Raw genomic sequence first — 12,662 nt, 5'->3', positions numbered from 1 at the left:
GCGGCGCTCGCAAGGCGCCGCGTTTGCTATCCGCGTCGGAAAAAAGCAGCGCGTCAGACGCGGGCATGTCCGGCGGCTGCCGGACCTCATCCCCGTTATTCACAAGGATTCATTCAATGAGTTCACGCAGGATCGCCGTGCGCCGTTCGGGTGTGCACGGCAAAGGCGTGTTTGCCATCGAACCGATCAAAGCCGGCGAGCGGCTAATCGAATACAAGGGCGAGCGGATCTCCTGGAAAGAAGCGCTGCGTCGGCATCCGCACAATCCGGCCGAACCGAATCACACGTTCTATTTCGCGCTCGACAGCGGCAAGGTGATCGACGGCAAGGTCGACGGCAACAGCGCGCGCTGGATCAACCACTCGTGCGCACCGAATTGCGAGGCCGAGGAACTCGACGGTCACGTGTACGTGCACGCGTTGCGTGATATCGCGGAAGGCGAGGAAGTGTTTTACGACTACGGCCTCGTGATCGACGCGCGTCAGACCCGGAAGTTGAAGAAGGAATACGAATGCCGTTGCGGCGCGCGCAAGTGCCGCGGCACGATGCTGGCGCCGCCGGAGAAAGAGAAGGGCGAGGGCAAGTCCGAGAAGAAAGCGACCAGGAAAGCGAAGAAGAAATGAAAACGCCGGCTGCCGCGCTCGCTCACTGGAGTGAGTGCGCGGCAGCCGGCGTGAACTGTCCCTACCTTAGATGTCGATCGGCGCCGAGTGCGCCGATTTTTTTACCGGACGCCGTTCGTCGGCGACCGGATCGTTCTGCACCGTGATCGGCACGAGCGGAATACGCACGATGAAACGTGCGCCGCCATCGGGCGCATCTTCGTAATGCACGCTGCCGTGATGCAGCACCATGATGTCGTGAACGATCGCAAGGCCGAGACCGGCGCCGCTGTCGACACCGGCTTCGGCCTGACCGTCGCCGCGGAAGAAGCGCTTGAACAGATCCGCTTGCTGTGTGAGGGGCACGCCCGGTCCGTTGTCTTCGACGATGATTTCCGCCATGCGCAATTCGTCGATCACCGTTTGCGACACCGTCACGGTGATACGTCCGCCGTCGAAGCGCGAAGGCGGCACGTACTTCAGCGCGTTATCCAGCAGATTGGCGATCACTTCGTGCAACAACACCGGATTGCCGCGCGCGATCAACGGTTGCGCATTGGCGGGGTCGTCGAGGCGCTGGAAGCCGAGGTCGACCTGGAAGGTCAGTGCGCGCGGCACCCATTCCGCGCCGGTGTCGAACGCGAGCGCGGCCATGTCGACATTGACGAAGCGTGCTGCCTGTTCACCCGGCTCGGCGCGCGCAAGCGACAGTAACTGATTCGACAACCGCACCGCGCGGTCGGCCGCGGCGCGTAGTTCACGCACGGCCGTCAGCGTCTGCTGCGGGTCGCGTGCCACGGCAGCTTGCTCCGCATGCAGCTTGACGGCGGTGAGCGGCGTACGCAGCTGATGCGCGGCGTCGGCGATGAATTTGCGCTGTCCGTCGAGCGCGGTTTTCAGACGATCGAGCAGCGCATTCAGCGCGCCGGTTAGTGGCCGGATTTCTACCGGCACATAGGTTTCGTCGACCGGTTCGAGCGACGTGTGCGTCTGGCGATTCAACGAGTCGGCCAAATCCGTCAGCGGATTGAGCTGCTGATTCACCACACGCCACACGATCACCCAACCGGCCAGCAGCAGCAATAGCAGCGGCATCATGATCGCGACCAGAAACTCGGCGGCGATCCTGAAGCGGTGATGCACCGGCTGCCCGACTTCGACGACGATCGGATTACCGCTCGGCTGATCGACGCGCACCTGTGCAACGCGCACGGTCGTGCCCTCATGTTGCGTCTCGAAGACATAGGCGTAGTGCATGCGGCGCACGCTGGTGCCTTGCAGCGGCAGATTATGGTCGCCGGCGATTTCGGTGTCGCCGTTGCTGATCCGATAGACGAGATTTTCGGTCGGATCGGAGAACATGGCCTGCGCGAGCGGCGGCACCGTGACGCGTGCATCCGGTCCGGCAATCTGGATCTGTTTGGAAATCGCAGTGGCGAGGTCGGCCAGCGAACGGTCGACCACGTGTTGCGTGTATTGCCACGCCAGCCAGTAAGCGATCAGGCCGCTCATCAGCGCGAGCAATGAAAGGGGAGCAGCGAGGCGCCGCAGCAGCGTGCGGCGCAGACTATTGGCGGCCGGCTGGGGCATGATCGAACGCGCGGGAAAGTGACTACGGCACAGACGCCGTGAAATTCCGCCGGATGCCGGCGCATTGCGCACCAAGTGCGCGGCGCCAGCCCGGCGCCGTCAGGCCACCATGACAATGGCGGCCTTCGTGACGATTATGCGGCCTGACGGATTTCCTGCAACAGGTAACCGAAGCCGCGCACCGTGACAATCTCGACACGGCAATTCTCGAGCTTTTTGCGCACCCGGTGCACGTAGACTTCGATCGCGGTGTCGCCGAGATCGCCGCCGAAGTGCGTGAGGTGGTCTTGCAGTTGCGCCTTGCTGACCACGCGGCCGTGGCGCAGCAACAGCATTTCGAGCACCGCGAATTCGCGCGGCGACAGTTCGAGCGGCTTGTCGTCGTTGAAAATACGACGGTCGACGCCCGACAGACGCACGCCGCCCAGCGACACTTCCGGACGCGGCATATCGCCATGCGGACCGCTGCGGCGCATGACCGCGCGAATGCGTGCTTCGAGTTCGGTCGGTTCGAACGGCTTGAGCATGTAGTCGTCGGCGCCGGAATTCAGGCCCTGGACACGGTCGTTCAATTCGTCGCGCGCGGTGAGAATGATCACCGGCGTATGACGGTTGCTCTGGCGAAAACGCGACAGCAGCGTCATGCCGTCGATGCCGGGCAGGCCCAGATCGAGGATCACCAGTTCGTGGCGGTTTTGGGTCAGGGCCTGCTCGGCGAAAATGCCGTCATGGACCATGTCGACGGTGAAGCCGGCTTGTTCGAGACTACTTTGGATGCCGCGTGCGATGGGGCGGTCATCTTCGATCAGAAGGAGTCGCATGGATTTCGCTCAAGTACAATGGGTTTAGGCGTTTGGGCAAGCGGTTCGCCGGGGCGCCTGCTGCACAGACCTGGAGAGCGACCACGACGTCATGTCCGAAATAAGCATTCACGAACTGGAAGCCGCGATCAACTTCTGGCGCGCCCGCTCACCTTCAAGCGGCGACGAACTCGTTCTGTGCAAGGAGGCAAGCGCGCTCTCCAAGCCGTATGCGCTGATGATTGTACAGCGTCAGCACACGCTATCACCGGAACGTTTGGACGCGATTGCCAGGCAAGCATGGGAATCTTACGTGCGCCTTAATAATAGCCTGTAGAACTGAAGGTTTCGATAAGGGATTGCCTGCAATGCCCTTTCATTGCGTCCCATTGTTTGAGTCACCGGGCATAAACGTCGTAGAAGCGCCTTTGATCGCGTGTATTACGCGGTAATACTATCAATGAAGGTGGCCAGTTTGATGTCGCGTTCGGTCAGTCCATTGGCGTCGTGCGTGGACAGTGTGATCTCCACCTTGTTGTAGACGTTGAACCACTCCGGGTGGTGATCCATCTCCTGCGCCTTGATGGCCACGCGCGTCATGAAGCCGAATGCTTCGTTGAAGTCGGCGAATTTGAACTGCCGCTGAATCGCGTCGCGGCCGGCCACGGTTTGCCAGTCGTGTAACTGGGCGATCTTCGTGGCGCGTTCTTCGGAAGTCAGTTTGTTGATCATGATGGTTACCTCTCAGGTCTGAACGGACCTGCCGGCCAGCAGGTCCCTCCGCTATTTTTCCATGGATGCCGTCAGCCCGTTGCCGGTGCATTCGACGAGCGCTTTCGGTCGTTCGATCAGATATCGCCGTCGGTTTCCCAGCCTTGCTGCGAACCGCGCGTGATGACGCGATCGTGCTCGAGCACAGCACCGGCTGCGAACGCGGGTTCGCTGACGAGCTTCGCCAGAAGCGGCGCGAAATCAGTCTGCGCAACGCCGAACAGTTGGGCGAAGTCATCGATCACGAAGTAGGTTTTCTGGAACGTGTCGATGCGATAGCGCGTGCGCATTACGCGTTCGAGGTCGAAGCCGATCCGGTTCGGTGCCGCGTCGTGCTGGCTGTAGACCGTCTCGCCTTTGCTCGAGACAATGCCCGCGCCGTAGATCTTCACGCCGTTCGGACTTGCGGCATCGCGGATCAGTCCGAACTCCACTGTGTACCAATAGAGACGCGCCAGCAGCGGCAGCGCGCCGGCGTCGCTAGCGGCTAACGCCGCACGGCCGTACGCGTGCATGTAATCGGCGAACACGGGGTTGATCAACAGCGGCACGTGGCCGAACAGATCGTGAAAGCAGTCGGGTTCCTGCAGGTAATCGAGCTGGTCCGGACGGCGCATCCACCAGGTCACAGGAAAGCGGCGGTTGGCCAGATGCTCGAAGAACACTTGGTCGGGCACGAGACCCGGCACCGCGACGATCTGCCAGCCGGTGGCGGGCGTGAGCTTTGCGTTGATCTCATCGAACGACGGCACGCGATCGGTCGGCATGCCGATGCGTTCCACGCCCTCCAGAAACGCGTCGCAGACGCGGCCTTTGAGCAGCGCCGTCTGGCGGGCATAAAGTTGTTGCCACACGGCGTGATCGACCGCGCCGTAGCGTTCCGTCGGTTGATCGATGGTGAAGTCCGCGCGGGTTGCAAGGCCGGCGTCGAATTGCTCTTTCAGTTTGGCAGTGTTCGCAGTGGACATGGTGCTGGGGCTCTACGGCGTGTGCCGATCAAAATCAGTGATGCGAGTGTAGGGCGGCACACGTGCGGATTGGGCGCAAAAATGGCGTATTATCAGTCTGATATGCAATAATCGTGCATAAAATAGCCATTACATGCGGATATCTAACATGCTAGAACTGGATCACTTCGATCTCGCGTTGCTCGACGTGCTGCAGCGCTTCGGCCGGGCCACGCATCAGCAACTGGCCGAGCAGGTGCCGCTGTCGCCGTCGCAGATCGGACGGCGCTTGCAACGGCTGGAGCAGGTCGGCGTGGTGGACGGTTATCGTGTCGTGCTGCGACCGGAGAAACTCGGTCTCGGCGTGACCGCGTTTACCAGCTTGAAGTTGAAGCACCACGGCGATTCGATCATCGAGCAATTCCAGCAGCAGATCGACGTGCTGCCCGAAGTGCTCGAATGTCACGCGGTGGTGGGCGACGCCGATTATCTGCTGCGGATCGTCGCGCCGGATCTGAATTATCTGTCGACGTTCGTGATGAAGAAGCTGATGCGCGTGCCGGGCGTGGACAGCGTGCGCTCGAATATCGTGCTGACCACGTTCAAGCGTAATGGGCCGTTGCCGCTCGGGCATCTGTCGCCGGGAGGCGCCGCCGCTTGATGCGGCGGCCGTTTGAAGAGCGCGGCGTGGGTACGCGTCCTACGCCGGGAAAAGTCTCTCTGCTTAAATTTCAGGCAGCCTGCTTCGGCTCGTTCGCCGGGCTCAGCAGATCCACGTAAGCCACCGCCACCAGATCCGACTCTGCCACGCCGAGCGTTTCGAACATGGCGTGAGCTTCGGCGTGGCCGCCTTCTTCGTCGTCATCTTGCGCGAGCAGCACTTCGAGTTCGACGAAGTCGCCCAGACCGTCCACCCGGTCCAGATGGATTCGCGTGCGTCCGGTCAGGTAGACATGGCGTTCCTTCGTGACGATGCCGCGCGTGGTCAGTGCGGTGGCGAGTAGCGCATGCATGGCTTCGGGGTTTGTCACCGGGCTGCGGGTGTAGTACGAGGCCTTCGGACCGTCGCGATCGTCGCGCTGATAGAAGATCAGCTCGGCCGGTGTGCCGTCGTCGAACTGCCGCAGCTTCAGGGGGCCGCGCGGCACGTCGTAGAAAAAGTCCTGCTGGCGGAAGATCAGCGGCGCGTCCGGCGCGAGCTTGGCCGCGCGTTCACGGAGTTGCTCAAAATGCTGGGCGCGGGCTTTGATTTCAATGTTGCGTGCCATGTCAGGTTCCTGTCGAAAGGGTGGCGTGGTCGGCGGCTTCCGGCGAGGCCGGGGCGAAGCTGCCGGGAAGGACAGAGTCAGGCGAAACGAACAACGATGCGGACCGGCGCGTCAGCGCGGACCCTCAATCTAACAAAAACTGCGTGACGGCGTGGTTTCAGATGAGGAGATAAGCGCGGGCAATTCCTGGCGGTTTGCCGGCGAGCGGCGATGCGTAAGGCGAGTAGGGTGAACTCGAGCGTGCGCAGGTGGCGAAAGGCCGCACTGTGGGTCGGTTCAGCGGTGACGCTCGAACCGGTGGCTCGACTGTCATGAGAACCGCTCATATCGCCGCGAAGCGTCTCTACACCACGCTACGCAGCAAGCACGTCATCACGTCACCCACTGCTGCTCGATCAACTTCAACGCCGCGGCAATCGCCGGCTCGTCCTTGCGTGCGTCGAGCGTGATGAAACTGAGCTGCGTCGGCACCGTCACGCCTTCGACGATAGTCAACGCGTGCGCATGCGCTTCGGCGATCGCGGTGGCGTCGCGTGCGAGCGTAAGGCCGACGCCCGACTTGACCAGATCGAGCATCGACGGCTCCTGGTCGACCTCCGCGACCTTCACCGGTTTCACGCCCGCTTCGTCGAAGCAGCGCGACAACAGCCGGTTGTGCGCGGACGCGGGCGGTGTCCAGATCCACGGCAGCGTCGCGAGCGAACGCCAGTCACGCGCGCCTTTCACGCGATCTTTCCAGCCGGCCGGCGCCAGCACGCGATACTGGAAGTGCGTCAACGTGACGGCGTGAAAAGCCGCACCGTCGCGCGGTTCGTCTTCCGACGGCAGACCGATGTAATAGCCGACATCCAGCTCACCCCCGCGCACCTGCTCCAGCACCCAGCCCGACATGCCGTGACGTAACGCCGTTTCGATGCGCGGCCACGTTTCCACCAGTTGCTTGAGGAAGCCGCCCAGACGCAGAAACGCCGGGTCGAGGATCGTGCCGATCCGCAAGCGCCCGCGCACTTCGTGCCGCAGCAATTGCGCCGCGCGCTGGACGTCGCTGGCCGCGCCGAGTGCGCGTTCGGCGTGCGGCAGCAGTGCCTGGCCATCGCGTGTGAGCGACAGCCCGTGCGAGGTGCGGGTGAACAGCGTCACGCCGAGCGTCTCCTGCAAATGCTTGATTTGCAGGCTGACGGCGGGTTGGGTCAGGTGCAGTTGCACCGCCGCGCGCGTGAGGTTGCCCTCGCGTGCAACAGTGACAAAGGCCCGTAGCAGAGTCAGATCCATATCTTGATATTAGCGCGCCTTATATCGCAATTGAGCATTACTCATTGGATTTGGTGTCCCGAAGCGCCGTACGCTTGCCCTTCGACACGCCCGCACGACGCCTTTGAACAGGCGCAGCACGCCGGGCGGAAGACTTCACAGGAAGAGGAAAATCATGAGCGAGACAGATCAGGATTCGGCTGCGCGCAGTGAAACCCAAGCGCGCGCGCTGACCCATTTCATCAATAGCAAGCCGGTCGAGGGTACGAGCGGCCGTTTCGGCGACGTCTTCAATCCCGCGCTTGGCAGCGTCAGCGCGCGCGTGCCGCTGGCGAGCGTCGCCGAAGTGGACGCGGCGGTTGCCGCCGCCAAGGCCGCCTTCCCCGCATGGAGCGAAACCGCGCCGATCAAACGCGCGCGCGTGCTGTTCAAGTTCAAGGAATTGCTCGACCGTCATCACGACGAACTCGCGGAACTGATCACGCGCGAACACGGCAAAGTGTTTTCCGACGCGAAGGGCGAGGTGATGCGCGGCATCGAGATCGTCGAGTTCGCGTGCGGCATTCCGAATCTGTTGAAAACGGATTTCACCGATCAGATCGGCGGCGGCATCGACAACTGGAATCTGCGTCAACCGTTGGGCGTGGTGGCCGGCATCACGCCGTTCAACTTTCCGATGATGGTGCCGTGCTGGATGTTCCCCGTCGCGATTGCGTGCGGCAACAGCTTCGTGCTGAAGCCGTCGGAACGCGATCCGTCGTGCGCGAACCGTCTCGCGGAATTGCTGAAGGAAGCCGGTTTGCCGGATGGCGTTTTCAACGTCGTGCACGGCGACAAAACTGCGGTCGATGCGCTGCTCGTGCATCCGGACGTGAGCGCATTGTCGTTCGTCGGATCGACGCCGATCGCCGAATATATCTATACGGAAGGCACGAAGCACGGCAAGCGCGTGCAGGCGTTGGGCGGAGCGAAGAATCATCTAGTGGTGATGCCGGACGCCGATCTCGACCAGGCGGTCGACGCCCTGATCGGTGCCGCCTACGGTTCGGCCGGCGAGCGTTGCATGGCGATTTCGGTGGCGGTTGCGGTGGGACATATCGCCGATGAACTGATCGAACGACTCACGCCGCGCGTGAAGAGCCTGAAGATTCTCAACGGCATGGAGTCGGCGGCGGAGATGGGACCGCTGGTGACGGGCGTGCATCGCGACAAAGTGGTCGGTTATATCGACGCGGGTATCGCGGCGGGTGCGAAGCTCGTGGTCGACGGACGCGGTCACCAGGTCGAAGGACACGAGAAAGGCTTCTTCCTCGGTGGCACCTTGTTCGACGATGTCTCGACCGACATGAAGATCTACCGCGAAGAGATTTTCGGGCCGGTGTTGTGCGTGGTGCGTGTACCGGATTTTGCGTCGGCGGTGGAGCTCATCAACGCCAACGAATTCGCTAACGGTGTTTCATTGTTCACGTCAGACGGCGGCGTCGCGCGCGCTTTCTCCAGGCAGATCCAGATCGGCATGGTGGGCATCAACGTGCCGATTCCGGTGCCGATGGCTTGGCATTCTTTTGGCGGCTGGAAGAAGTCTCTGTTCGGCGATCATCACGCGTATGGCGAAGAAGGCGTGCGCTTCTACACGCGCTACAAGAGCATCATGCAACGCTGGCCCGACAGCATCGCGAAGGGCGCCGAGTTCACGATGCCGGTGGCTAAATAGTGTGACGTGTGGGCCTTCGCTGCGGTTTTCTCATCGCGCACCGAAGGCCGACGCGAGACGGCGCAACGAGAAAATAAAATCAGCCCGACGCCGCAGGCGCAGGGAAGCATCGCCTGTCTGCGGGCAGGGAAGCTTAGGAGACTAGACCATGAGCGACACTCACACCAAAGCCGGATCAGAAGGCCGGCGTCTGGAAGGTGAATTCGACTACATCATCGTCGGCGCGGGTACGGCCGGTTGCGTGCTGGCTAACCGCCTGAGCGCAGATCCGGACGTGCAGGTTCTGCTGCTCGAAGCCGGCGGCAAAGACGACTATCACTGGATTCACGTGCCGGTCGGTTACCTCTACTGCATCGGCAATCCGCGCACGGATTGGCTTTACAAAACGCAGCCCGAAGCCGGTTTGAATGGACGCGCGTTGTCATATCCGCGTGGACGCGTGCTGGGCGGCAGCTCCTCCATCAACGGCATGATCTACATGCGCGGTCAGCGCGAAGACTACGACGAATGGGCGCGCGTCACGAACGACTCGTCATGGTCATGGAACGCGGTGCTGCCGGTCTTCAAACGCAGCGAGGATCATTACGCCGGCGCGAATGAATCGCATGGCGCGGGTGGTCCATGGCGCGTCGAAAAACAGCGCCTCAAATGGAAAATTCTCGAAGAGTTTTCACAGGCCGCGCAGCAAACCGGCATTCCCGCGACCGACGATTTCAACCGTGGCGACAACACCGGCGTCGGCTATTTCGACGTGAATCAGAAACGCGGCATTCGCTGGAATGCATCGAAAGCGTTTTTGCGTCCCGCGCTCAGACGCCCGAATCTCACGGTCATTACCGGCGCGCAGACACAGCGCGTCGTGTTCGAAGGACGCCGCTGCACCGGCGTCGAATATCGCGGCGATAACACCGACTATCTCGCCAAGGCGCGCGGCGAAGTGATCCTCAGTTCGGGCGCGGTGAATTCGCCGCAATTGCTCGAACTGTCCGGCATCGGCAACGGCGCGCGTCTGCAGAACCTGGGTATCGATGTCGTCAACGATCTGCGCGGCGTCGGCGAAAATCTGCAGGACCATTTGCAATTGCGGATGGCTTATCGGGTCGACGGTGTGCGCACGCTCAACACGGCGTCCGCGCATTGGTGGGGCAAGCTGATGATCGGCATGCAGTACGCGCTGTTTCAAAGCGGACCCATGTCGATGTCGCCATCGCAACTCGGCGCGTTCGCGAAGTCCGATCCGCACGATCGCTCGCTGACGCGGCCTGACCTCGAGTATCACGTGCAGCCGCTGTCGCTCGATCGGTTTGGCGAACCGTTGCATCGCTTCAACGCGTTCACGGCGTCGGTGTGTCAGTTGCGGCCCACGTCCCGCGGCAGCGTTCATATCGAGTCCGCGGATGCATCGGCGCCGCCGTTGATCGCGCCGAACTATCTTTCCACCGAATACGACCGTCACGTCGCCGCCAACGCATTACGTCTCACGCGACGGATCGCCGCCGCGCCCGCGTTGGCCCGCTATCAACCGCGGGAGATTTTGCCGGGGGTCCAGTATCAGACCGAAGAAGAACTGCAGCAGGCCGCCGGCGCGGTCGGCACGACGATCTTCCATCCGGTCGGCACCTGCCGCATGGGCGCAACCGACGACCCGGCCGCCGTGGTCGATAGCCGTCTACGTGTTATCGGTGTTGACGGCTTGCGCGTGGTCGACGCATCGGTCATGCCAGTCATCACGTCGGGCAACACCAACTCGCCCACATTGATGATTGCCGAGCGCGCCAGCGAGATGATTCGCGAAGACCGCCGCGCCCGTGCGGCCGGTAGTCGCGTGGTGCAAGGCATGGCGGGCGCGTCGATGTCGGCGGTGTGACAACGGCACGGTGATTGCATGGAGTGCCCGCCGCCTGCCATGGTCAGGCTGGGCGGCCTGCGCACGTCCGCTATTTGGCGCGCCGGCACGTCTCGCGCGACAGATCGACATCATCCACTAAGTGCAAATCCCAATGAATGCGCTGCATCATTGGCGCGACAATGGCAGCCATGCTGCGTGCCGCCCCATGGATTACCGTCCGGATTGGTGCAGTACGCCAACGAGCGGCATGGGGTGCCGCCGTCATAACAAGTCGCGCAAAACTCCGCGCGTAAGATCGTAGTGCTTCGCCTCACTCCGTATGGAAGGGAACATGATTCTCGGCGATACGATTCTCGAAACGCGCGGCCTCACCCGTGAGTTCAAAGGCTTCATTGCCGTGAACGGGGTGAACCTGCGCGTGCGCCGTGGCTCGATCCATGCGCTGATCGGCCCCAATGGGGCAGGCAAGACCACCTGCTTCAATTTGCTCACCAAGTTCCTCGAACCGACCGCGGGTCAGATCGTCTTCAACGGTATCGACATTACCGGTGAACGTCCCGCGCAGATCGCGCGGCGCGGCATTATCCGTTCGTTCCAGATTTCCGCGGTGTTCCCGCATCTGACAGCATTGCAGAATGTGCGCATCGGTCTGCAGCGCCAGCTTGGCACGGCATTTCATTTCTGGAAGAGCGAACGCACGCTGCGTCAACTGGACGACCGCGCGATGGATCTGCTCACCCAGGTCGGCCTGACCGATTTCGCCGATGTCCTGACGGTGGAACTGTCATACGGCCGCAAACGCGCGCTGGAAATCGCCACCACGCTCGCCATGGAACCGGAGCTCATGTTGCTCGACGAACCGACGCAAGGCATGGGCCACGAAGACGTGGATCGTGTCACGGCGCTGATCAAGAAAGTCTCGAGCGGCCGCACGATCCTGATGGTCGAGCACAACATGAATGTGATCGCCGGCATCTCCGACACGATCACGGTGCTGCAACGAGGCGAAGTGCTCGCCGAAGGCAGCTACGCCGAAGTGTCGAAGAATCCGCTCGTGATGCAAGCCTATATGGGCAGTGCCGACGCGGCGCTCGCCGGAGCCCACGCATGAATACGATTGCCGAGCGCGAAAGCCTCGAGGTGAGCGGCACGGCGGACGCCGTTCCCGCGCTGGAGATTGCGGGTTTGCAGGCGTGGTATGGCGAGTCGCACATTCTGCATGGCGTCGACCTGACAGTGAATCGCGGCGAAGTCGTCACGCTGCTCGGTCGCAACGGTGCGGGCCGCACCACCACGTTGCGCGCGATCATGGGTCTGACGGGGCGGCGCACGGGCTCGATCCGGGTCGGCGGACGCGAGACCATCAATATGCCCACGCATCGCATCGCGCACTGCGGTATTGGCTACTGTCCCGAAGAGCGCGGGATTTTCTCGAGCCTGTCGTGCGAGGAAAATCTGTTGCTGCCGCCGCCCATCGGCGATAAGGCGCACATGATGTCGCTCGACGAAATCTATTCGATGTTCCCAAATCTGCAGGAACGCCGCATGAGCCAGGGCACGCGGCTTTCGGGCGGCGAGCAGCAGATGCTGGCGGTGGCGCGTATTCTGCGTACCGGCGCGAGTCTGTTGCTGCTCGACGAGATATCCGAAGGGCTGGCGCCGGTCATCGTGCAGGCGCTGGCCCGCATGATCATCACGCTGAAAGAGCGGGGCTATACGGTCGTGATGGTCGAACAGAATTTCCGCTTTGCGGCGCCGCTTGCCGATCGCTTCTATGTGATGGAGCACGGCACGATCGTCGAGCACTTCGGGGCGGGTGAACTCGAAAGCAAGATGCCGGTGCTGCACGATCTGCTGGGCGTATAAAAAA

General features: G+C 62.0%; 13 protein-coding genes. 7 read left to right on the top strand and 6 right to left on the bottom strand.

Features of this window, described 5'->3' with window-relative positions:
- Window positions 1–116: 116 nt before the first annotated feature.
- The gene (locus B0G83_RS25585) at window positions 117–623 is read left to right on the top strand and encodes an SET domain-containing protein (protein ID WP_105510180.1); all 507 of its coding nucleotides are present in this window, start codon (window positions 117–119) and stop codon (window positions 621–623) included.
- Between the two features lie 66 nt (window positions 624–689).
- On the opposite strand, the gene B0G83_RS25580 is transcribed toward B0G83_RS25585, so the two are convergent.
- Together B0G83_RS25580 and B0G83_RS25575 are read right to left on the bottom strand one after the other, a co-directional pair.
- Window positions 690–2,192, bottom strand: a complete 1,503-nt coding sequence (locus tag B0G83_RS25580; protein ID WP_105510179.1) for a sensor histidine kinase — start codon at window positions 2,190–2,192, stop codon at window positions 690–692.
- 134 nt (window positions 2,193–2,326) lie between these two features.
- A complete protein-coding gene (locus tag B0G83_RS25575) occupies window positions 2,327–3,013 on the bottom strand; it encodes a response regulator transcription factor (protein ID WP_013590077.1) in 687 nt (228 codons plus the stop codon).
- A gap of 91 nt (window positions 3,014–3,104) precedes the next feature.
- Between B0G83_RS25575 and B0G83_RS25570 the strand changes: the two genes are divergently transcribed.
- Window positions 3,105–3,329: a DUF3717 domain-containing protein gene (locus B0G83_RS25570; protein ID WP_105510178.1), complete on the top strand. Its 225-nt coding sequence runs from the start codon at window positions 3,105–3,107 to the stop codon at window positions 3,327–3,329.
- 104 nt (window positions 3,330–3,433) lie between these two features.
- Here B0G83_RS25570 and B0G83_RS25565 read toward each other — a convergent pair whose 3' ends face one another.
- The gene (locus B0G83_RS25565; RefSeq protein WP_105510177.1) at window positions 3,434–3,724 is read right to left on the bottom strand and encodes a 4a-hydroxytetrahydrobiopterin dehydratase; all 291 of its coding nucleotides are present in this window, start codon (window positions 3,722–3,724) and stop codon (window positions 3,434–3,436) included.
- Between the two features lie 116 nt (window positions 3,725–3,840).
- Entirely contained in the window at window positions 3,841–4,731 is an 891-nt protein-coding gene (gene phhA, locus B0G83_RS25560; protein ID WP_105510176.1) for a phenylalanine 4-monooxygenase, read from the bottom strand.
- Between the two features lie 148 nt (window positions 4,732–4,879).
- Between phhA and B0G83_RS25555 the strand changes: the two genes are divergently transcribed.
- Window positions 4,880–5,371 carry an Lrp/AsnC family transcriptional regulator gene (locus B0G83_RS25555; RefSeq protein WP_035554313.1) on the top strand — a complete coding sequence of 164 codons (492 nt, stop codon included), beginning with the start codon at window positions 4,880–4,882 and terminating at the stop codon, window positions 5,369–5,371.
- A gap of 70 nt (window positions 5,372–5,441) precedes the next feature.
- Here the strand turns inward: B0G83_RS25555 and B0G83_RS25550 are convergent, their stop codons facing one another.
- Window positions 5,442–5,978, bottom strand: a complete 537-nt coding sequence (locus tag B0G83_RS25550; RefSeq protein ID WP_105510175.1) for a class IV adenylate cyclase — start codon at window positions 5,976–5,978, stop codon at window positions 5,442–5,444.
- 372 nt (window positions 5,979–6,350) lie between these two features.
- Window positions 6,351–7,250, bottom strand: coding sequence for a LysR family transcriptional regulator (locus B0G83_RS25545; protein ID WP_105510174.1), 900 nt, complete (start codon window positions 7,248–7,250; stop codon window positions 6,351–6,353).
- 154 nt (window positions 7,251–7,404) lie between these two features.
- Here B0G83_RS25545 and B0G83_RS25540 point away from each other — a divergent pair, with 154 nt between their 5' ends.
- The 4 genes from B0G83_RS25540 to B0G83_RS25525 all read left to right on the top strand — a co-directional run bounded on the left by B0G83_RS25540 (window position 7,405) and on the right by B0G83_RS25525 (window position 12,658).
- Complete coding sequence (locus B0G83_RS25540) at window positions 7,405–8,943, top strand: CoA-acylating methylmalonate-semialdehyde dehydrogenase (protein ID WP_105510173.1); 1,539 nt, start codon at window positions 7,405–7,407, stop codon at window positions 8,941–8,943.
- A 148-nt stretch (window positions 8,944–9,091) separates the two neighbouring features.
- Window positions 9,092–10,810, top strand: a complete 1,719-nt coding sequence (locus B0G83_RS25535) for a GMC family oxidoreductase (RefSeq protein WP_105510172.1) — start codon at window positions 9,092–9,094, stop codon at window positions 10,808–10,810.
- 313 nt (window positions 10,811–11,123) lie between these two features.
- The gene (locus B0G83_RS25530; protein WP_007180049.1) at window positions 11,124–11,903 is read left to right on the top strand and encodes an ABC transporter ATP-binding protein; all 780 of its coding nucleotides are present in this window, start codon (window positions 11,124–11,126) and stop codon (window positions 11,901–11,903) included.
- A complete protein-coding gene (locus B0G83_RS25525; protein ID WP_105510171.1) occupies window positions 11,900–12,658 on the top strand; it encodes an ABC transporter ATP-binding protein in 759 nt (252 codons plus the stop codon). Before B0G83_RS25530 ends, B0G83_RS25525 begins: the two co-directional genes overlap by 4 nt.
- Window positions 12,659–12,662 lie beyond the last annotated feature (4 nt).

The sequence above is a fragment of the Paraburkholderia sp. BL21I4N1 genome (genome assembly GCF_002973525.1).
Lineage (GTDB): Bacteria > Pseudomonadota > Gammaproteobacteria > Burkholderiales > Burkholderiaceae > Paraburkholderia.
This window is presented reverse-complemented; position numbering and strand designations above follow the sequence as displayed.

Excerpts from the sequence above, each read along its gene's own strand:
- B0G83_RS25585 (WP_105510180.1), top strand. The coding sequence starts at position 117 with ATGAGTTCACGCAGGATCGCCGTGCGCCGTTCGGGTGTGCACGGCAAA.
- B0G83_RS25580 (WP_105510179.1), bottom strand. The coding sequence starts at position 2,192 with ATGCCCCAGCCGGCCGCCAATAGTCTGCGCCGCACGCTGCTGCGGCGC.
- B0G83_RS25575 (WP_013590077.1), bottom strand. The coding sequence starts at position 3,013 with ATGCGACTCCTTCTGATCGAAGATGACCGCCCCATCGCACGCGGCATC.
- B0G83_RS25570 (WP_105510178.1), top strand. The coding sequence starts at position 3,105 with ATGTCCGAAATAAGCATTCACGAACTGGAAGCCGCGATCAACTTCTGG.
- B0G83_RS25565 (WP_105510177.1), bottom strand. The coding sequence starts at position 3,724 with ATGATCAACAAACTGACTTCCGAAGAACGCGCCACGAAGATCGCCCAG.
- phhA (WP_105510176.1), bottom strand. The coding sequence starts at position 4,731 with ATGTCCACTGCGAACACTGCCAAACTGAAAGAGCAATTCGACGCCGGC.
- B0G83_RS25555 (WP_035554313.1), top strand. The coding sequence starts at position 4,880 with ATGCTAGAACTGGATCACTTCGATCTCGCGTTGCTCGACGTGCTGCAG.
- B0G83_RS25550 (WP_105510175.1), bottom strand. The coding sequence starts at position 5,978 with ATGGCACGCAACATTGAAATCAAAGCCCGCGCCCAGCATTTTGAGCAA.
- B0G83_RS25545 (WP_105510174.1), bottom strand. The coding sequence starts at position 7,250 with ATGGATCTGACTCTGCTACGGGCCTTTGTCACTGTTGCACGCGAGGGC.
- B0G83_RS25540 (WP_105510173.1), top strand. The coding sequence starts at position 7,405 with ATGAGCGAGACAGATCAGGATTCGGCTGCGCGCAGTGAAACCCAAGCG.
- B0G83_RS25535 (WP_105510172.1), top strand. The coding sequence starts at position 9,092 with ATGAGCGACACTCACACCAAAGCCGGATCAGAAGGCCGGCGTCTGGAA.
- B0G83_RS25530 (WP_007180049.1), top strand. The coding sequence starts at position 11,124 with ATGATTCTCGGCGATACGATTCTCGAAACGCGCGGCCTCACCCGTGAG.
- B0G83_RS25525 (WP_105510171.1), top strand. The coding sequence starts at position 11,900 with ATGAATACGATTGCCGAGCGCGAAAGCCTCGAGGTGAGCGGCACGGCG.